This is a genomic window from Mycolicibacterium sp. MU0050 (assembly GCF_963378085.1).
Classification (GTDB): domain Bacteria; phylum Actinomycetota; class Actinomycetes; order Mycobacteriales; family Mycobacteriaceae; genus Mycobacterium; species Mycobacterium wendilense.
In genome coordinates this window covers 3,744,867-3,763,662 of record NZ_OY726395.1, presented here as the reverse complement: position 1 = coordinate 3,763,662, position 18,796 = coordinate 3,744,867, and the positions used below count along the sequence as shown (strand labels likewise).

Annotated in this window: 15 protein-coding genes; 6 read left to right on the top strand and 9 right to left on the bottom strand. The window is 72.1% G+C overall.

What is annotated here, in order from left to right; translation table 11 throughout:
- Positions 1-5: 5 nt before the first annotated feature.
- On the top strand, positions 6-899 hold the full coding sequence (truA, locus tag R2K23_RS17880) for a tRNA pseudouridine(38-40) synthase TruA (RefSeq protein WP_316510894.1): 894 nt from the start codon (positions 6-8) through the stop codon (positions 897-899).
- A 3-nt stretch (positions 900-902) separates the two neighbouring features.
- Here truA and R2K23_RS17875 read toward each other — a convergent pair whose 3' ends face one another.
- From R2K23_RS17875 to R2K23_RS17860, 4 genes are read right to left on the bottom strand one after another with little or no spacing between them, the layout of a single operon-like run.
- A complete protein-coding gene (locus tag R2K23_RS17875; protein ID WP_316510893.1) occupies positions 903-1,580 on the bottom strand; it encodes a cutinase family protein in 678 nt (225 codons plus the stop codon).
- 25 nt (positions 1,581-1,605) lie between these two features.
- Complete coding sequence (locus tag R2K23_RS17870; RefSeq protein ID WP_316510892.1) at positions 1,606-2,298, bottom strand: cutinase family protein; 693 nt, start codon at positions 2,296-2,298, stop codon at positions 1,606-1,608.
- Positions 2,299-2,342: 44 nt separating this feature from the next.
- On the bottom strand, positions 2,343-3,020 hold the full coding sequence (locus tag R2K23_RS17865) for a cutinase family protein (protein ID WP_316510891.1): 678 nt from the start codon (positions 3,018-3,020) through the stop codon (positions 2,343-2,345).
- A 1-nt stretch (position 3,021) separates the two neighbouring features.
- Entirely contained in the window at positions 3,022-4,017 is a 996-nt protein-coding gene (locus R2K23_RS17860) for an EamA family transporter (RefSeq protein ID WP_316510890.1), read from the bottom strand.
- 87 nt (positions 4,018-4,104) lie between these two features.
- Between R2K23_RS17860 and R2K23_RS17855 the strand changes: the two genes are divergently transcribed.
- Together R2K23_RS17855 and R2K23_RS17850 are read left to right on the top strand one after the other, a co-directional pair.
- The gene (locus R2K23_RS17855) at positions 4,105-4,674 is read left to right on the top strand and encodes a CGNR zinc finger domain-containing protein (protein WP_316510889.1); all 570 of its coding nucleotides are present in this window, start codon (positions 4,105-4,107) and stop codon (positions 4,672-4,674) included.
- 11 nt (positions 4,675-4,685) lie between these two features.
- Positions 4,686-5,933, top strand: a complete 1,248-nt coding sequence (locus R2K23_RS17850; RefSeq protein WP_316510888.1) for a saccharopine dehydrogenase family protein — start codon at positions 4,686-4,688, stop codon at positions 5,931-5,933.
- Between the two features lie 24 nt (positions 5,934-5,957).
- On the opposite strand, the gene R2K23_RS17845 is transcribed toward R2K23_RS17850, so the two are convergent.
- The 3 genes from R2K23_RS17845 to R2K23_RS17835 are packed head-to-tail and all read right to left on the bottom strand — an operon-like array spanning position 5,958 to position 13,229.
- A complete protein-coding gene (locus R2K23_RS17845) occupies positions 5,958-8,009 on the bottom strand; it encodes an FAD-dependent oxidoreductase (protein WP_316517374.1) in 2,052 nt (683 codons plus the stop codon).
- The gene (locus R2K23_RS17840; protein WP_316510887.1) at positions 8,009-11,191 is read right to left on the bottom strand and encodes an ATP-binding protein; all 3,183 of its coding nucleotides are present in this window, start codon (positions 11,189-11,191) and stop codon (positions 8,009-8,011) included. Before R2K23_RS17840 ends, R2K23_RS17845 begins: the two co-directional genes overlap by 1 nt.
- 7 nt (positions 11,192-11,198) lie before the next feature.
- Positions 11,199-13,229: a hypothetical protein gene (locus R2K23_RS17835; protein ID WP_316510886.1), complete on the bottom strand. Its 2,031-nt coding sequence runs from the start codon at positions 13,227-13,229 to the stop codon at positions 11,199-11,201.
- A gap of 83 nt (positions 13,230-13,312) precedes the next feature.
- Here R2K23_RS17835 and R2K23_RS17830 point away from each other — a divergent pair, with 83 nt between their 5' ends.
- From R2K23_RS17830 to eccB, 3 genes are read left to right on the top strand one after another with little or no spacing between them, the layout of a single operon-like run.
- Positions 13,313-14,014, top strand: a complete 702-nt coding sequence (locus R2K23_RS17830) for a hypothetical protein (protein WP_316510885.1) — start codon at positions 13,313-13,315, stop codon at positions 14,012-14,014.
- The gene (locus R2K23_RS17825; protein ID WP_316510884.1) at positions 14,011-15,063 is read left to right on the top strand and encodes a polyprenyl synthetase family protein; all 1,053 of its coding nucleotides are present in this window, start codon (positions 14,011-14,013) and stop codon (positions 15,061-15,063) included. The genes R2K23_RS17830 and R2K23_RS17825 overlap by 4 nt, the downstream gene beginning before the upstream one ends.
- Positions 15,064-15,114: 51 nt before the next feature.
- On the top strand, positions 15,115-16,500 hold the full coding sequence (gene eccB / locus R2K23_RS17820) for a type VII secretion protein EccB (RefSeq protein WP_316510883.1): 1,386 nt from the start codon (positions 15,115-15,117) through the stop codon (positions 16,498-16,500).
- On the opposite strand, the gene mycP is transcribed toward eccB, so the two are convergent.
- Positions 16,438-17,754: a type VII secretion-associated serine protease mycosin gene (mycP, locus tag R2K23_RS17815; protein ID WP_316510882.1), complete on the bottom strand. Its 1,317-nt coding sequence runs from the start codon at positions 17,752-17,754 to the stop codon at positions 16,438-16,440. The two genes, eccB and mycP, sit on opposite strands and share 63 nt — an antisense overlap.
- On the bottom strand, positions 17,754-18,791 hold the full coding sequence (locus R2K23_RS17810; RefSeq protein WP_316510881.1) for an EsaB/YukD family protein: 1,038 nt from the start codon (positions 18,789-18,791) through the stop codon (positions 17,754-17,756). The genes mycP and R2K23_RS17810 overlap by 1 nt, the downstream gene beginning before the upstream one ends.
- Between the last annotated feature and the right edge of the window lie 5 nt (positions 18,792-18,796).

The window sequence follows — 18,796 nt, the reverse complement described above, 5'->3', positions numbered from 1 at the left end:
AAGACATGCCCGCCATCGACTCCGATGGCGGGCATGTCCCGTCAGAGCCCCGTTCAGCGGTGCGGCTGCGTCTCGACATCGCCTACGACGGAACCGATTTCGCCGGTTGGGCGGTCCAGCGCGACCAGCGCACGGTCGCCGGCGTGCTGGAGGAGGCGCTCTCGACGGTGTTCCGTGTCCCGGTGGTCCTGCGCGCCGCCGGCCGCACCGACACCGGGGTGCACGCCACCGGCCAGACCGCACACGTCGATGTCCCCGAAGACGCTCTCGCCCACGGGTATCCGCGTACCGTGCGGGCGGGCGACCCCGAGTTCCGGCCGCTGGTGCGGCGGCTGGCCCGGCTGCTGCCGGATGACGTGCGGGTGCGCGACATCGCCCGGGCGCCCGCGGGTTTCGACGCCCGGTTCTCGGCCCTGCGCCGGCACTATGTCTACCGGTTGTCGCTCGCGCCGTACGGCGTGGATCCGCAGCAGGCCAGGTTCGTCACGCCGTGGCCGCGGGCATTGGACGTCGCGGCGATGAACGAGGCCTCCCGGGAACTGTTGGGACTACGGGATTTCGCCGCCTTCTGTCGGCACCGCCCGGGTGCCACCACCATCCGCGAGCTGCAGCGCTTGGACTGGGAGCGTAACGACGATCTGGTGAGCGCGCACGTGACCGCCGACGCGTTCTGCTGGAACATGGTGCGCTCGGTCGTCGGTGCGCTGCTGGCGGTGGGGGAGGGTCGGCGCGGCGCGGCGTGGGTGGCCGGCCTGCGCGAAGAAGCACGGCGCTCCAGCGATTTCGCGGCCGCACCGGCGCGCGGCCTGACCCTGATCGGCGTCGATTACCCGCCGGCCGACCAGCTGGCCGCGCGCACGCTGATCACCCGCGATCTGCGCAGCGCCGACGAGATCTGAGGCTCACAGGCGGGCGGCGACGAAATCGGCAGCCTGATTGACCATGCCTGCCTTGATGTAGGCCGGTGCCAGATGGTCGGGCCAGTAGGCTTCCCAGTTCTCCGGGTCGGTGGGGTTGCAGATGGGGTCGTCGCCATGGCACAGCTCGATGGTCCGCTCCGCGTAGACCGGGCTGAAGGTGGATATCGGTCCGGCCCACTGCATCCCGTTGCCGAACAGGGCGACCGCGGCGACCCGCTGCTCGGCGCTCTGTGGGAGCGGGTGCTTGAACGTGAACACCGAGAACGGCACCGCCAGAACCACATCGGCGACGGCGGCGCCCAGCGAGTAGCCACCGATCACGATACGGGTGTCGGGGCAGGCGGCCACGGTGCTCTGGATCCGCCGGCTCATGTCGTTGGCGCCCAGGTCGACTTCGCTGTTGGCGGGATAGTTCACCGAATAGAGGCGAACGTTCTGGCCGGTCTTTGCCCGCAACGCATCCACGAAGGCATGACCGATCTGACCCGGGCCGGCGGGCTCCAGCCGGCCCCGCGCGAATACGACTTCGACATCCGGGCACGACGCGGCCGAGGCGTGCGGGATCACCGAGGTGCGAGTTACGGTGGCAGGTGCGAAGAGCAGGGTCGCGACGGCGAGAACGACGGCTCCGAGCAGGGCACAGGATCGGCGGGTTTCCACCCCGTCAATAGTACCGAAACTCCCGTCAGAGCCAGCGGGCGATGAATCCCGCGGCCTGACCGGGCATGGGGCCCGACTCATAGTTGGTGTGCGCGAACGGGTTGCGGCCGCCCGAACAGATCGGGTCGCCGTCGCTGCACATGTCGATCGACCGGGCGCCGAGATTGCCTGCGCTCACCGGGTTTCCGAACTTCGCCGCGGGGTTGCCGAACACTGCCACGGCCGCCACGTTCTCGCGCAGGCCGGCGGGCAGCGGTGCCGCGGACCCGACATCACCAATCCGGTTGCCCAGCGGCGGAATTCCCACGAGCATGTCCACCACGGCGGCGCCCTGCGAATAGCCGCCGAGCACGATGCGGGTGGACGGGCATACCGAGGCCATGTGGGCGATGCGGTTGGTGGCGTCGTTGGCGCCGTCCGCGGCGGCGAGGAAGTCGTAGGTCGCCGGGTAGTTCACCGCGTAGGTGCCCAGGGTGCGGCCGTTCAGGTGGCCCTGCAGCTGGCTTGCCAACGCGTTGCCGACCCGTCCGATGCCCGGGGCCTCGCTGGTGCCGCGGGCGAAGATCAACTCCACGTCGGGGCACGGCTCGGCGGCCGCCGTGGGCAGGGCGGTGGGCGCGATCAACGGCGCCAGCAGCAGAGCCGAGGCGGCCACCGCCGAACCGGCGGCGGTAACCGACCGTCGGAAGGCGCTGCGGAGGGGGTGAACGTCGCTCATGGCGGTAATACTCACATATCAGTGCTGGCAGGAAGAAATTTCGGTCAGAGCCGGGAGGCGACGAACGCGGCCGCCTGGGCCGCCTGGCCAGACGCGACGTAGTCGCTGTGGGCGGCGACGTCGCGGCCATCGGAACAAATCGGATCGCCCCCGTTGCAGAGGTCGATGGCCCGACCGCTCCAGACCGGGCTGGAGGTCAGCGGCAGGCCCAGCTTGGCGGTGGGGTTGCCGAACACCGCGATGGCCGCGACGTGCTCGGGAGCGTTCGGGGGCAGCGGCGCGTTGAAACCGACGCCGGGCACCGGGATGGCGGCGATGACGTCGATCACCGCGGCGCCCTGCGAATAGCCACCGAGCACCAGGCGGGTGGCCGGGCAGTTGGCCATCATCCACTGGATGTGCCGGCTGGCGTCGTTGGCGCCGCCGGCCGCGGCGAGGAAGTCCCAACTGGCCGGATAGTTCACCGCATAGGTGTCTACCTGCCGGCCCCCGACCTGGCCGCGCAGCGCGTCGACGAAGGCCTGGCCGACCCGTCCGAGGCCCGGGGCCTCGGTGGTGCCGCGGGCGAACACCACCTGGATGTCGGGGCACTCCGCGGCGGCGGCGGTGGGGGTCAACGGCGTCGGAAGCATCGCGGGCGCGGTCAACAGGGCGGCGGCGACCAGGGCCGCGCCGGCCAGCGAACCGATGCGGCGAAGGCTGTTGGCGATCACAGCAAACATGTTAGCGAGTCGAGGCGTCGGGACCCGCGGCAATCTGGTGCCGCTCGCCATCGCGCGGTGCGGGAGCGGTCACCGTGGTGCGGGCCAAGGCGAGGCCGGCCAGCACGACGGCGCCGCCTACCGCCTGGGTGACGGTGATGGCCTCGCCGACCAGCAGCCAGGCCCACAGCACCGCGGCCAGCACCTCCGACAGGCCCACCAGCGAGGCGAAGCTGGGGCGCAGCAGTGCCACCGCCTTGATGCCCAGGGTGTAGGCGACGGCCGTGCTCAGGACGCCCAGCACGGCGACGGGAACCACCCAGGACGTGGTGAAGCCCGCCACCACCACACTGTTCGCGGTGAACCGCAACGGCATGGCGCCGGTGACGCCCAGCAGTGCGACGGTGGCGGCGCCGACGATCAGACCGCCGGCCGCCAGCGAGATCGGGCTCAGGCCCGGGCCGTCGGGCCGATCCTCGACCCGCGCGCTCATCAAGAAGTAGCAGGCGGCGCAGACCGCGGCGACCAATCCCCAGGCGACGCCGACGGTGTTGACGTGCGCGCCGCTGAAGACGTTGAGCACCAGCATGATTCCCGCGACGGCCAAGGCCGCACCGGCCAGGGTCCGGTTCGCCGGTCGACGCCGGGTCACCGCCCATACCCAGCCGACCACCAGGATCGGGGAGAGGTACTCGAGCAGCAGCGCCACGCCGACCGAGAGATGTTCGACGGCGTTGTAGTAGCCCAGCTGTGCCCCGGCGATCGGGAAGAGCCCGTAGGGCAGGACGGTCTTGTAGTGCCGCAGCGCCTCGCCGATCCAGCCGGGCCGGACCAGGCTGGCGTACACGGCGAGCACCAGGGCACCGCCGGCGAGCCGGGCGGTCACGGCGGCGGTCGGGGTCCAGCCGGCCGTCATCAGGGCCTTCGCGAACGGCCCGGACATGCCGAAACTGACGGCCGAACCGATCGCGAGGAGCAGACCGAGTCGGAAGCGGCGGTCGACCGGGGTCTTCAGCATTACGGGTCCTCGGCGGCCGGGAGCCGCCCTGTCATGAGTAAAATTGGATTCGCTCATGACGCTAATCAGGGAGGAGTCATGAGTCAAATGAATTTCAGTCATGACACGGAGCTCACGTTGCGCACCATCTGTGCGCTGGTCAACAGCGCCCGCACCGACGGTGAACAGCTGGGCGATCAGCGTGCGCTCGACCGGTACCTCGACGGCTGGGGCTGGACCGGCCGCCGCGACCGCGACGACGACGAGCTCAAGGCCGTGCACGCGCTCCGCGATCGTCTCGGCGAGCTGTTCACCATCCTCGACGACGAGGAGCGCACGGTCGCGGCGGTCAACGCCCTGCTGTCCGACACCCGCGCCGCACCCTGGCTGACGCGGCACCCCGAGATGCCCGAGTGGCATCTGCACCTGGCCTCCGTCGAAGACCCGTTGGCCCAGCGGATGGGCGCCGAGATGGCGATGGCTCTGGCCGACCTGATCCGCGGTGGCGAACTGCGCCGCCTCAAGACCTGCGCCGCCCCCGATTGCGACGCCGTACTGGTGGATCTGTCCCGCAACCGGTCTCGGCGGTTCTGCGACACCGGCAACTGCGGCAACCGTCAACACGTCGCGGCATATCGGGAACGCAGAGGCCAACGGGAAAAGGCCGCACCGGAGTAGCCTCGACGGTCATGGGGGCCGGGGGGCGTGAGCTGGACATCGTGCTCTACGGCGCAACCGGATTCGTCGGGGGCCTGGTCGCCGAGTACCTCGCGACCGCGGCGCCCGGCCTGCGGATCGCGCTGGCGGGCCGGGCACCGAGCCGGCTCGAGGCGCTGCGGTCCCGGCTGGGCGCGCCCGCGCGGCACTGGCCGACCGTCGTCGCCGAGATCGACGACCAACCGGCCCTGCGGGCGATGGCGGCCCGCGCGCACGTCGTCGTCAGTGCCGTCGGCCCGTACCGGCGGTGCGGGCTGCCGATCGTGGCGGCCTGCGCGGCAAGCGGAACGGACTACGCGGACCTGGCCGGGGAGGTCCCGTTCGTCCACGCCTCGATCACCCGCCACCATGACGAGGCCGTGGCCAGCGGCGCCCGCCTCGTGCACTCCTGCGGGTTCGACTCGATTCCCTCGGACCTCAACGTGCTGGCACTGCACCGGCGCGCGGGGGCCGACGGCGCGGGGGAACTCGCCGAAACCACCTTCGTCCTGCGCACCTACTCCGGCGGCTGTTCGGCCGGATCGCTGCACACCATGGTCGACCTGATGCGGGTCGCCGGCGACGACCCGACGATCCGCGCGATCCTCGACGACCCGTACAGCCTGAGCCCGGACCGCGCGCACGAGCCCGACCTCGGACCGCAACCGGATGTCGAGGCGCGCAGCGGATCCGAGATCGCTCCCGAGCTGACCGGGCTGTGGACCGGCGGTTACCTGATGGCCCTGTACAACACCCGGTGCGTGCGGCGCAGCAATGCGCTGCAGGGCTGGGCCTACGGCCGCGGCTTCCGTTATACCGAGGCGCTGAGCACGGGCTCGACCCTCGCCGCGCCGATGCTGGCCGCGTTCGGCGGCCTCGCCATCACCGGCGCCGCCCGCCTCGGCGGGGCCTACCTGCGCATGCTGCCGGCGGGGCTGCTCGAGTCGATGCTGCCGGCCGGCGCCGGGTACGACCAGGGGGACCGGGGCTATTACAAGGTCGAGACGTATACGACGACCACGCGGGGGCACCGCTACGTCGCGACCATGTCACAGCGCGGCGACCCCGGGTACTCGGCGACGGCCACGCTGATCGGGGTGTGCGCGCTGACGCTGTTGCGCGGGCGCGGGCAGCCCGGCGCGCGCGGCGGGGTGCTGACGCCGGCGGTGGCCCTGGGCGACGCCCTGCTCGAGGTGCTGCCGGCGGCCGGGGTCTCGCTGACCACCGCGCAACTCGCCTGAGCCCGCCTCGATTTCGGCAGACGATCACGGCAGGTGGAAGCCGCGGATCCGATGGAGCCGCCCCCGCCCGAGCAATGCGTTGGCGGCCTGCAGCCCCGACATCACGGCCGCTTCGATGCATCCCGCGTTCAGGCCGCAATCGATCCAGTCGCCGGCCAAAACCAGGTTGTCGTAGCCACTTTCGTCGGCCCGCAGCCGGTACTTGTCCGAGCCGGGCACCGACTGCACGTAGCGGTCCGAGGGGTCGATGTTCACGCTGACGTGCTGGGTGCGCACTGCCGCGGCGCCGCGAGCACCCTCGGCGCCGCACAGCAGGTCCCAGTCGAAGCCCGCCGCGGTGACCGCGCCGGGCAGATACAGGCCGAGGTGACGATCGAGGTGGTCGACGGCGGCGGTCTCCACGCGGTCCCGGCAGCGCCGGCGGTAGTCCTGCGGCGCGGCCTCGGCCGGCCACGGCGCGTCGAGGACCCCGCAGAAGTAGGCGACCGCCCGGGGCCGCTCGGCGGCGGGCCAGGCCTCCGCCCACAGGGTTTGGGGCATCGACGCCCAGGTGTCGAACGGCGCGACGTAGCCACTGGTCGTGACACCCGGTCGCGCCCAACCCAAGTCGTCCTCGCTGCGCCGCAGCCACAGCTGGAAGGACTGGGTGGCCACGGTGCGGACCCGTTGCGTCAGCTGCCGCCACTCCGGCCGGTCGGCGATCAGCTCGGTGCAGATCAGTTCCACCATGCCCAGCGAGGCGGCCAGCACCACCCGGTCGAAGTCGATGCCGCGCCGCAGGACTCGCCTCTCGGCATCGCGGCGATCGTCGCCGAAATGGCATTCGAGTTCAGCCAGGCCGGGGCGCGGGTCGATCTGCTCGGCCAGCGGCGCGGCCGGAAAGACCGGCAGGCCGCCGACCCGGATCAGGGGTTCATAGTGGTCGCGGCCCGCGGCCAGGCGGACCTGACGTCCCACCGAGATCGCCTCGACGGTCAGGCGGCGCTCGTCGAGGTGCAGGTGATCGACCCGGTGGAAGAACTCGAACCGCACCCCGCGCCGGCGCAGCACCTGGTACAGCGGTGCGATCACCACGTCGCCCATGCCGGCGGTCATCTTCCAGAAGAACGCGCCCTTGTACTGGAACAGGGCGATGCCGGTGAGCAGCACGCCCAACCCGGCGGCGAAGGCGGGCCGCTCGCAGTCGCCGTCGGCGTAGCCGAACACCATGTCGTAGAGACCGCGGATCAGGGCGAAGTCCAACACGTCCGGATGCGCGCCGTGCCGCAGCAGCCAGGCGCCGTACTCCTCGTCGTTGAGCGCGCGAAAGCCCTGCGGGTCGGTGACGAGGTTGTCGGCGATCAGCCCCCGCACCGTGGCGGTCAGCACGGACAACAGCAGCCAGAATCGGCGGTGGTCGGGGCGACCCTCGTAATCCAGCGCGTCGCGCAACCCGTCCAGCGGCGCCTCGAGCACCCCGCGCGCCTCCGGTGAGAATCCGGCGGGGTCCGCCAGGATGGTCAACGCCGCCAGGGCGCCCCGCCGCACCGTGTCCAGGCGTTGCAACGGCAGCGGTGCGGCCGAGAGCATCAGGTCCGGGGCGTCGGCGGCCAGGGAGTCGGCGAAGTCGAGGATCAGCCCCAGCGACCGGCGGGCGAGATCGACCGCCGTGATCTCGCGGCCGCCGGCCCCGGGTTCGCCGGGGACCTCGCCGTTGCGGCTGAACCTCCCGGGCCAGACCGACCACCCGCCGTTCCAGCGGTCGGCCATTCCGAGCTGATCCGCGGGAACCAGCGCCTGGTCCCAGGTCTGCACCGGGGCGTCGGGGTCCGTTGCCGCGCGGTCCAATTCGGCGTAACACTCGCGCAGCAGGGCGAAGGCATTCTCGTAGGAACCGAGCCAGATATGCAGCCCGTGTTCCTCGATGCGGCCGTGCGCGCCCCGGCTCGACGCCGCCTTGCCGCCGAGGCGCCAACCGCGCTGATACACGGTGATGGAGTCGAAGCGGTCCCGCCAACCCGCCTCGCTGAGGCGCCAGGCCGCGGTCAGGCCGGCCATGCCGCCGCCCAGGATGGCGACCTTGTCGCGGCCGCGCATCACCCGACCAGCGAACGGATGCGGGCCAGGTCGGGCCAGTCCTGGCCCGCCGGGAACCGGCTCAACACCGCCAGCAACTGGGATCGGCAGGGCTCCCCGAGAATCCTGAACGCGTCTGCGGCAGCGCGCAATTCGAACACCAACGCGCCCTGCCGGCGGGCGATGTCGAGCGCCGCGCGCAGGTCCGCCTCGGCGGCCTGCGGGTTGTCGTGGGTCTGGGCGCGCAGGCGCCGCAGCTCCGCGTCGTAGATGTGCCAGTCGGTCTGCCGCGACATCTCCAGCGCCAGATCGATGCGGTCCCGCGCGGCGTCCTTGCGGCCGGCCGCCACCAGGGTCTGGGCCAGGGCGGCGTCGTACCAGCACAGGAAGGAGACCAGGTCGGCGGCCCGCCAGGCCTCGACGATGGCGGTCAGGTTCTGGATGTGCGCCTCCAGTGCCGCCGGGTCGCGCGGGCCGCCGGCCAGCGACCCGCGGGACTGGGCGCTGGCGCCGGCGCTGCCGGCGACCATCACCCATTCGTCGAAGCCGGACTGCTCGCCGATGGCTGCCACCGCACCGACGAGCGCTGCGGCGCGGTCGTTCTGGCCGGCCTCGGTGCGGATCAGCGATTCGATGGTGTGGCCGTAGCACAGGGTGAACGGGCCGTGCGGGAACGGCAGCGTCCGGCAGCGCCGTTCCATCTTGGCGAAGGCCTCCTCGGCACCGGAGAGGTCGCCCTGGATGAACCGGGTGAACCCGATGAAGGTGTACATCCCGGCGACAGGGTCGTTGGGCGCGAACCACGCTCCCTCGATCTCGGCGGAGTCCAGGCCTTCCACCGCCAGCGCGGCGCCCTCCAGAGTTGCGCTCGCGGAGTCGAACTCACCGCGGAAGACCGCCAGGGAGCCGAACACGGCGTCGATCGCGGCGCGGTACCAGTCCGGCATGTCCGCCAGGCGCAGGCGCAGCGCCTGCACCAGTTCGGTGGCGCGGCGCAGATCGCCGCGGGTCGCGTAGTAACTCCAGAGGCCAGTGAACGTCGCGTAGAGCGCCAGCCCCGGTTCGTCGCTGATCAGCTGCAGGCAACGTTCGAACTCGGCCGCGGCCTCCGCGCTGGCATGCCCGGCGGCCGTCGATGCCAGGAACCCGCGTTCGAGCCGGATGTCGACCTCGTGGATGTCGCGGGCGTGGCTGCTGGGCAACCGCTGCACGTTCTCCAGCGCGCGGGCGAGGTGGCTCTGAGACTCGATGAGCGCACCGCGCTGCCGGGCGTTGACGGAGGCCTTCTGGTAGGCCGACGCGGCCTCGTCGAACTTCTGTGCCTTCTCGTAGTGATAGGCGATCTGGGTCCACTCGGGGGTGCCCTCCGAGGCGCCCGCCACCAGCGCGTCGGCGATCCGGATGTGCACGCGCCGCTGCACACTCGGGGGCGAGAGCTCGGCGGCGACCTCGCGCAACAGTTCGTGGTGGAAGCGCCAGCGGTTCTTGCCCACCGGCTGCAGCACCCGGCCGCGGGTCAGCTCGTCGAGGATCTCGTCCACCTCGCGCCGGTCCAGGTCGACCACCGACCGGAGCAACTGACCGTCGATGAGCCCGCCGGTCAGCGCCGCGGCCTCGACCACCACGCGGGATTTCGCGCTGGACCGCACCCGCGCGATCAGGGCCTCGTACAGGGTGTCGGGCACCTGTGTCGTGGCGGCGTCGACGGGCTGCTCCTTGACCTTGGCCACCACCTCCTCGATGTAGAGCGGAATCCCGTCGCACCGCTGCCGCACCTTCTTGCGGGCCCGGTGACCCAATTGCGGATGCAACGCGCGGATCAGCTGGTCGGCCTCGTCGTCGTCGAGCGGTCGCAGCGCCACGGTCTCCGGGGTGCCGGGCAGCGTCGGCACCTCGCGGTCGGTGATCAGCGCCAGGACGTGCCCGTGCGGCTCGCGCAGCAGGGCCTCGACCACCGCCACGGTGTCCTCGTCGTACCAGTGGAGATCCTCGAACACGATCAGCCCCGGGCCGGCCCCGACACAGGCCAGCAGGTAGTCGCGGACGGCCTCGGCGATCTGCTGGTAGAGCCGCGCCGCGTTCGCGGTCGGCACCTGGTAGCCGCTGTCCGGCGCGAGTCCCAGCACCGGCGCCAGCAGCGGAACGAAGCGGTTGGGCTCCAGGCCAACTGAATTCAGCTCCTCGGTGAGCCTGCGCAGGGCCTGGGCGGGGTCCGAGTGTCGTTTGATTCCGCACCGGCGTTCCAGCAGGCGCCGCACCGGTCGGAGCCCGACGTGGGTGTGGAACGGCGAACCGAAGATTCGGATCACCGGGGCGCGGTCCCGTTGGGCGAGTTCGACCACCGAGCCGACCAGCCGGGACTTACCGATGCCACCCTCGCCGCACAGCACGATCCCGGGCGTTCTCAGGGCGCCCGCGTCGGCCTGCGCCCAGGCCCGGTACAGCCGTTCGACCTCGACTTCGCGGCCGATGAGCGGCCCGTGGAAGATCGCGGACGTGTCGCGTTCACCGATCACCCGGAAATGGGCGACCGGCTCCTCCACCCCCTTGACCAGCGCGGCGGGTCGCTGTTCCAATTCGTACTCATCGCGTACCAATTGGGCGATGGCCGCGGACACGGCGACCGCGTCCGGGTCGGCCAGGCTGCACATCCGGGCCGCCAGATTCGCGCCCAGGCCGTAGACGTCGTCCTGGGCGATGTCGAGGTAGACCAAACCGCGATGCACGCCGACCCGCACCGCGATGTCGAAACCGAAGCGGCGGCGGACCCGGTCGCTGAGTTCCGCGACCTCCCGGGTGATGTCCAGGCCCGCCTGCACGGCGCGGCGCGCGTCGTCCTCGTGCGCCGTGGGGTGGCCGAACACCGCGAGCAGCCCGTCGCCCTTGGTGGACCCCACATGGCCCTCGTAACGGTCGACGATGCGCAGCACCCGATCGCGGTAGTGGCCCACGACGGTGCGGTACACCTCGGGTTCGATCCGGGTGGACAGCGCCGTCGAATCCACCAGGTCGGCGAAAAGAATTGTCAGCCTGCGGATCTCACCACCATCCTGCGGGGAGTCCAGCAGCCCCTCGGCGTCGGTGTTGCTGCCGTCGACGGCCAGCACCTGGCCCGCCAGCGCATCGGCGGTGGCGCGGTCGCCCCGGTTGATGGCGGCGACCGCGCGGTCGAGCAACTCTTCGATGCTGGGCTGAGGGGTCAACGGCTGCTCACAGTCCGACGGTGATCTGCTCTTCTGTCGGCTCGGCCGGGATCCCGTCGTATCTCGACAGCCGCACGATTCCGCGGTAGTTGGACCCGATCCGGCACTCGTCGGTCAGGTAGACCACGAAGTGATCGGCGTTGGCGTCCAGCACCGCAGGTTGGAAACCGATCAGCGCGGGGGCCACGGTGTCGTTGCTGCGGCCCACCCGGCGGAAGTCGACGGCCGCCAGCCGCCGCGGATAGGGCTGGGAATCGACGAACACCTTCTCCGACGGCCAGGGTCTGCCGGCGGGCAGACCGCCGAACCACGGCCCCGCCGCGGCGGCCTTCAGATATCCGGCCACGGTGCGGATCTGCAGGTCGATCAGGTCGTGAATGGTGCGGATCCAGCCGTTGATGCCCCACTTGCCGGCCTTGTCCTCGTCGGCGGCGTTGGTGACGATGATCCCGAGCTGTTCCCAGAGTGCCTGTGCGGTGGCCTCCTGTTCGCGCAGCACCGGGTTGGCCTCCTCGGAGGGCGACGGCTCCGCGCCGGGCGGGGTCGGGTAGCGCGGCCGGGTGACCGTCTCGAGGTATTCGAGGGGCTTGGTCACCAGTTGTTGGGTGACGCCCTGATAGTGGCGGGTGATGTCTTCGAGGCTCAGCGTGCCGGCCGACCACCGCCCGGCCAGGTTGAAGTAGCTGCTGCTGATGGCCGCGGCGGCGTCGGTCCAGAGCTTGACCGCCGAGGTGACGGCGTGGTCGGCGGTGGGGCGCACACCGCCGTCGGCCCCGCCGCCGGCCGCGGCCCCCGCCGCCGGCGGGCTCGGTGTCGGCGTCGGGGGCACCGGCACGCCGGTGTCGTAGTGTTCGAACCCTTTGCACTCGTTCGACGGGTTCTGGGCCGCCCCGATCAGGAAGTCCCCCGAGGCCGTGCCGTAGCCGGTGATGCAGACCAGCCGAGCCTGCGCGTACGGCGACACGTCGGTGATGTGCACGACCTTGCGGGTCCGGACGGTCACGCCCTTGGTTGCGGCACTGTTGGTGGCGTTGTGGGCCCACATGTTGATGTAACCCCGGTCGACGGTGACCCGACCGTCGCCGCCGCGGCCGGGGCGCGGGTCGTCCAAGTCGTAATCGATTCGTGCCCAAGGGATCTTGTCCGTCGGGGAGCTCACCGAAACGTGGTACTTCAACGCGGTGCACAGGTGATGCTGGCCGCTGAACCGGCACAGGCCGACCCGCTCGAGCACGCGGCACCAGCCGTCGGGGCGCTCCGGGGCGGCGATGGCCTCCATGCTGCAGAAGAACTCGTTGTAGTTGTGATGCCAATTGAACGGGTTGACGACCTTCTTCAGCTCGTCCAGCGACACCGCCGCGGTGCTGCACTCGGTGTCCACCACCACCGCCTCGGTACCGCACACGTCGATCACCGACGCGTGGCACACCGGGATGCCCAGGATGTCGGGGTCGAGGTCCAGCGCGTCGACCGTGTATTTGCGGAAGCTGTAGAACTGGTCGCGGCGCGCCATCCGCAGCGGCAACTGGTCGAGGAAACCTTGGATCGGGCTGTCAGGTTTCTGACAGGATCCTACGAACGTCTCCCGGCGTTGCTCGTAACTGTCGGCGCCCCTGGGGGCCTGCGCGGCCGGCGGCCCCAGCAGGGCGAGTGCGCGGGCGACGTACTCCTCGAAGGGACGCGTTTCGTCTTCGCCTTCCCAGGGCGGGGCAGCGCCCGGGTCCGCCGGCGCGGGGGCGTCCTGATGCACCCGACACAGCGCGGTGGTCGCGTAGAGCAAGCGCGACTTCTCGGCCGGGGTCAGCGGATTCTTGCCGTCGATCGATTCTTCCATTTCCGAAATGGCATGTGCGAAGCTCGGTTCCAGCCGCGGACTCTCGGGAAAGAACAAGGTTTCGAGTTCGCGATACCACCCCGTATTGGCCGATGCCCCGGGGAGAAATTCGTCCACGGTACTGGTGATCGCCGAATCGGCCCCATGCACCACCGCAGCGTCGAGTGCCCCGTAAACCTCGAGTAGCGAACGCAACGCAGCCATTGCCCCCTCCTTGGCCCGTATGCGCAGTTAGCATACCGTCACGCGGGCCCGATTGCGGGTGGGATCATCGAAGGAGTAGGCCCATGGAGCGCGGAAATGGGGCTGCGTCGAGCGGCGATCTCCCGTGGGCGTCGGTATTCGATCCGGCGGCAAATGTGCGGGCGCTGACGGCTATTCAGGCCGAGGGTTTGCGGGCCGCCACCGGATTGGTCGACCGGTTCATCCGAATTGCCGCGACCGGCCTGAACGGAATGGAGGGGGGCGCCCGCGAATCCCGACCGGAGGGCAAGGCGGCCAACGTCGAACAGGATCGACGCGCCGACCTGTTCGGGGCCCCGGACGTCGAGCCCCTGCTGCGCTCGTGGCTGTCGATGGTCGAGCAGCTGCTGCCGGGGACCTTGCCCGACAAGTCGTCCGGGGCCGAGGGTGCGGCGTTGGACTTCAGCGGCTCCGTCGCGTCGGGCCGCATCGAGCTGAGCGCCGCGCCCGGTGGCGCGGCGACGGCCGAGGTGTGGCTGCACAACCTGGGCCGCTCCGACCTCGGGCCGGTCCGGCTGCGGTGCGCCGATCTGCTGGCGCCCGACGGTGCGACGGTGCCGGCGGGGGCCGTGCGGATCCACCCGGCCGCGGTGCCGATGCCGGCGCGCTCGAGCCGCGGGGTCGAACTCACGGTGCAGCTGGACGCGACGGTGGCGCCGGGGTGGTACCGGGGCACCCTGCTGGCGCAGGGCTATCCGCAGTTGTGGCTGCCGGTCGGGCTGCGGGTCTGCGAGCCCGGCCCGTGACCAGCCTCGCCGACGGCCCGGACCTGGTGCCGGCGGTCGAGGACCGGCTGCGCGAGGTGGGGCGTCAGGTTCGGCGCGCGATGCTCGACGCCATGCCCGACGGCGAACCGGTGCAGTGGCTGTACGGCCCGATGCGGGAGTATCCGGCGCGCCCCGGCAAGGCGCTGCGCGCAGCGCTGTGCCTGTCGTCGGGCCGGGCGTTCGGTGCCGACTCGGCGCCGCTGATGTCGGTGGCGGTGGCAATCGAACTGCTGCACAACGCATTCCTGGTGCATGACGACATCGCCGACGGCAGCGAGCTGCGTCGCGGCCGACCCACCCTGGCGGCCAGCCACGGGCTGGCGGCGGCGCTCAACGCCGGCGACGGGCTGGCCATCGTGGCAAGTCAGGTGCTGCGCAAGGGGACTCGGCAACTCGACCGGGACCTGGCCGACCGGGTGCTGGCCGAATTCGACCTCATGGCCATGCGCACCCTGGAGGGCCAGGCCACCGAAATCGGCTGGCAGCTCGACAACGTCGAAGACCTGGCCCCCGCCGACTATCTCGACCTGATCATGCACAAGACGTGCTGGTACACCACCATCTACCCGCTGCGGGTCGGCGCGCTGATCGGCTCGGCCGGCGCCGCGGCCCTGGCTCCGCTGATCCGGTTCGGGTTCCATTTCGGCGCGGCGTTCCAGATCCGCGACGACCTGCTGAACCTCATCGGGGACGAACGAACCTACGGCAAGGAGATCCTGGGCGACCTCTACGAGGGCAAGCGCACCCTGACCCTGGTCCACCTGCTCGACGCGGCCCGGGGCAACGACCGCGCGGTGGTCCGGGACTACCTGCGGCGCAGCCGGACGGAGCGATCCGCGGAGTTGGTGCACACCGTCCGGGCCCTGATGGACGACTACGGCAGTATCGACTTCACCCGCGAGTACGCCGAGGGCATCCTGCTGGTGGCCCAGGACCACTTCGAGGAGGCCTTCGCCGACGCGCAGCCGGGACCCGACCTCGACTTCCTGCGTTCGTTGGTGCCGTACGTCTGGGCGCGGTGGCGCTGACCTGTGGATCGGTGCGCGCCGGAACCCGCGGCTCGGCCGTACCGTGAGCCGATGAGTGCAGCGCCCGGGGACCGCCGACAGGCCGCCGCGGCGCGGTACCTGGCCCGCCGCATGGAGCGGGCGCTGGTGCTCGGCGATCCGCGCGGTGGTCCCGATGCAGTTCGCCCTCCGTCGTTCTGGGTGCTCGTCGGCGCCGCGCTGGCCGCGTTGCTCACCGCCGGCAGCATGCTGCTGGAGCTGCTGCGCCCGCCCGCGACGCTGGGCGCCGAGCCCATCGTGATGGACCGCGACTCCGGTGCGCTGTACGCGCGGATCGACGAGGTACTGCATCCGGCGCTCAACCTCACCTCGGCGCGGCTGGCCACGGGCAGCGCGGAGCAGCCCCGGGCGGTGGGCCACGAGGCGATCGACGCGGCGAAACGTGGTGCCCCGATCGGGATCCCGGGCGCACCGCAGCGCATCGGCCCCGCGTTGAGCGAGGCGGAGTCGCGCTGGACGGTCTGCGACGGCGGTCACACGACCATCATCGCGGGCGCCACGCCGGAGCCCGCCCGCGGTGGCCTCGCGCCGCTGCCGGCCACGCAGCCGATCCTCGCCCGCGGGCCCAACGGCGCCACCCAGCTGCTCTACGACGGCCGGCGGGCCGCGGTGGCCCTCGACGACCCGGCGGCGCGGCGGGCCCTGCGGCTCGAGGGCGCGATCCCGGTCGCGGTCTCCGCGGCGCTGCTGGGACTCGTGCCCGAGGCCGCGCCCCTGGTGGCCCCACCCATCCCGGGCCGCGGCAACCCCGGCCCGAGCGGGTTGCCGGGAACCCGGATCGGCGACGTCGTGCGAGTCGAAAGGGCCGACGGTGCCGAGCATTTCGTGGTGCTGGCCGGGGGAGTGCAGCCCGTCGGCGCGGTGCTGGCCGAGCTGCTCACGTTCGCCGACGCCGGGCGGGAAGTCCCGACGCTGACCGCAGCGGTGCTCACCGGGGTGCCCACGGTCGGGGTCTTGGCGGTGGCGGGCTATCCCGACCACCTCGATCCGCTCGCTCCCGAGCCGGCCGTGGTGTGCGCGACGTGGCGCCCCGACGGCGCGGTGCATCTCGAGGTCGGCGACGCCGCGCCGGTCGAGGCCCCGATCCGGCTGGCCCAGGCCGACGGCGACGGGCCGGCCGTCGACGAGGTCCACCTCCCGCCGGGACGCAGCCTGTTCGTCCGCCCGGACCGGGGCCCACGCGAGGCCACGCTGGTGAGCGAGAACGGCGTCCGGTTCCCGCTCGTCGACCCCGACGCGCCGGGTCTGCTGGGCCTGCCGGAGTCGGCCGTGCCCGCGCCGTGGTCGGTGGTTGCGGCGCTGCCCGCGGGTCCACCACTGGGCCGCGCGCAGGCGTCAGTCGCGCGCGACGTCGTCGCGCCCGCGGCGGCCGGCCAGCGCGGACGCGCCGACCAGTAGTACCGCGCAGACGGCGAGGCCCAGCAGCGCGGTGTCACGGGCGGAACGGTCGGTGCCGGGCCCGGTCGACGGCGGAAGCGGGTGGGCTCGCTCGGGGGTGAGGGTCGTGGTCGGCGGGTCGCTGCCGAGGGCCCGGACCGGGTCGACCATTCCGTTGCCGATCGCCGCGTCCCATCCGTGCCCGGCGCGGTTCGCGCTGGTCTCGATGCGCTGCATGACCTGCCGGGCGCGCAGTTCCGGGAACCGGGAACGAACCAGGGCCGCGACGCCGGCCACGACGGGCGCGGCGTAGCTGGTGCCCGAGATCGGCCGATCGCCGTCGGGCATGGGCAGCGTGTCGATCAGGTGACCGCCCGCGGGGTTCAGCGAGACGAGGTCTTCACCCGGCGCCCCGACGTCCACCCAGGGGCCCGGCATGGTGAACGCGGACGGCGACCCGCCGGAACCCACCGAACCGACGGTCAGGACGTAGTCGTCGTACCAGGCGGGGCTGACCGCCACGGTGGCCGTATCCCACTGCTGCCCGCCGTCATCGGGCTGTCGGGGGCAGCGGCCGGGTCCGCCGATGTTGCCGGCGGCCGCCACCACCACAACATCCTTGACGTCGACCGCGTAGGCCAGCGCGGCGCCCAGGGCCTGATCGTCGAGTGCCCCGCTCTGACAGGCCACGGTGGAGATGTTGATGACCGTCGCGCCCTGATCGGCGGCGGTCCGGACGGCCATCGCCATGGTCTCGACATCGCCGAACCCGACCGCGGCGGGATCGTGGGCCGGACCGAACCTCGTGCTGGACTGGCGGATGCTGAGCACCGTGGCCTCCGGGGCGACCCCGGCGAAGCCGTCGGGTCCGGGCGCGGCGGCGATGATCCCGGCGACGACGGTGCCGTGGCCGTCGCAGTCCTCGGTGCCGTCGCCGGTGCCGACGTAGTCGCCGAGGCCGACGAGACCCGCCAGCCGGTGATGCCGTGCGACGCCGGTGTCGATGACGGCGACCCGCTGTCCGCGGCCGCGGGATAGTTGCCACGCCGCCTCCAGGTCGAGGTCGGCGAGCGGGTGTGTGGGCACGGCGTCCGGGCGTAGTTCCGTTGGCACCGCGCAGATCTGGCGCTGCGCGGTGGGGACCGGCGGCGCCGGTGGCGCCGGGTCGGGCAACCGGCTGGGGTCGATTGTCGGCGGGGCCAGCGCGTGCGCCGGCGGCGCCGGGCCCGCTACGACGATGCACGCCACCGCCGCGGCGATCCGCAGCCCCCGCATCAAGGCAGGCCCGACGCCCAGGCCGCGGCGGGCAGCACCGCGAGCAGGGCCACCCGTTCGGTAGCCGCCCGCGCACGGGCCAGTCCGGTCGGTGGGCCGGCCACGGCCCACCCGATGGCCAGGAGGCAGACGAGCGCTGCGTTCGGGGCCGGCCACGTGGCCCCGAACGCGGCCGACACGAGCGCTCCCACGCTCGCGGTGATGGTGCCCGCGGCCAGCAGGACCACCCGCGTGGGTGGGGGCAGCGGATGACCGGCCCGCAGCAGCAGCACCGCCGCCACCAGCGCGGTCAGGGCCGCGTCGGCCGCCAGCATCGCGCCGAGGGCGGCCGCGACCGCCGCACCCGACACCGCGGCGCCGTGCAGCCGGGCCAACCGGAGCGGACCGCGTCGGCTTCCGGCCCCCAGCAGGACCGCGCGCCCCGCCGCGGCGAGCAGGACCACCGCGAGCACGCACAGCCCGATCCCGGCGTCGGTGGCGTCACCGCCGAACATCATGGCCGGCAACGCCGTTGTGACCACCAGCGCGGCCGCGATGCCGACCGGGGCCACCACATCGGTCACATCGGGAACCCACCGCGCCGCGGGGACGGCCACGGTCGCCACCGCCGCGCCCGCCAGCAGCAAGCCGGGAACCGGGGCGCCGGGGATCGCGGTATACCCCAGCGCCGCGGCCGCGCAGACCGCCACCGACAACGCCGCGATCCGCGACCGACGCGGACTCCACCGGGACTGGTCCAGCGTCTGCTGCGCCAGCAGCGAGGGGGGATCCGCGCCACGGGGGTGAACGGGTGGGACCGGCGCCGTGCCCAGCACCAACAGGTCGCCGTCGGCCACACCGGCAGCCGTCAGCGACTCCGACGGTGCCACCGGCCCGACCCCCGGAACGTAGAGGTGCCGGGCCAGGGCCGCGACGCACTGGTCGGCGCCGTGGGCGATGCCGATGTCGTGGACCGCCGGCAGCAGCTCCGCCACCGGGACGTCGCCGGGGAGGGTGACGTCAAATCCGATGGCGTCGAGGCGGATCGAGACTCGCATGCCGC

Bases quoted from the DNA above. Each gene is read 5' to 3' on its own strand.
- R2K23_RS17850 (WP_316510888.1), top strand. From the start codon at position 4,686: ATGGGGGCCGGGGGGCGTGAGCTGGACATCGTGCTCTACGGCGCAACC.
- R2K23_RS17860 (WP_316510890.1), bottom strand. From the start codon at position 4,017: ATGCTGAAGACCCCGGTCGACCGCCGCTTCCGACTCGGTCTGCTCCTC.
- R2K23_RS17810 (WP_316510881.1), bottom strand. From the start codon at position 18,791: ATGCGAGTCTCGATCCGCCTCGACGCCATCGGATTTGACGTCACCCTC.
- mycP (WP_316510882.1), bottom strand. From the start codon at position 17,754: ATGCGGGGGCTGCGGATCGCCGCGGCGGTGGCGTGCATCGTCGTAGCG.
- R2K23_RS17855 (WP_316510889.1), top strand. From the start codon at position 4,105: ATGAATTTCAGTCATGACACGGAGCTCACGTTGCGCACCATCTGTGCG.
- R2K23_RS17835 (WP_316510886.1), bottom strand. From the start codon at position 13,229: ATGGCTGCGTTGCGTTCGCTACTCGAGGTTTACGGGGCACTCGACGCT.
- R2K23_RS17845 (WP_316517374.1), bottom strand. From the start codon at position 8,009: ATGCGCGGCCGCGACAAGGTCGCCATCCTGGGCGGCGGCATGGCCGGC.
- R2K23_RS17830 (WP_316510885.1), top strand. From the start codon at position 13,313: ATGGAGCGCGGAAATGGGGCTGCGTCGAGCGGCGATCTCCCGTGGGCG.
- eccB (WP_316510883.1), top strand. From the start codon at position 15,115: ATGAGTGCAGCGCCCGGGGACCGCCGACAGGCCGCCGCGGCGCGGTAC.
- truA (WP_316510894.1), top strand. From the start codon at position 6: ATGCCCGCCATCGACTCCGATGGCGGGCATGTCCCGTCAGAGCCCCGT.
- R2K23_RS17870 (WP_316510892.1), bottom strand. From the start codon at position 2,298: ATGAGCGACGTTCACCCCCTCCGCAGCGCCTTCCGACGGTCGGTTACC.
- R2K23_RS17865 (WP_316510891.1), bottom strand. From the start codon at position 3,020: ATGTTTGCTGTGATCGCCAACAGCCTTCGCCGCATCGGTTCGCTGGCC.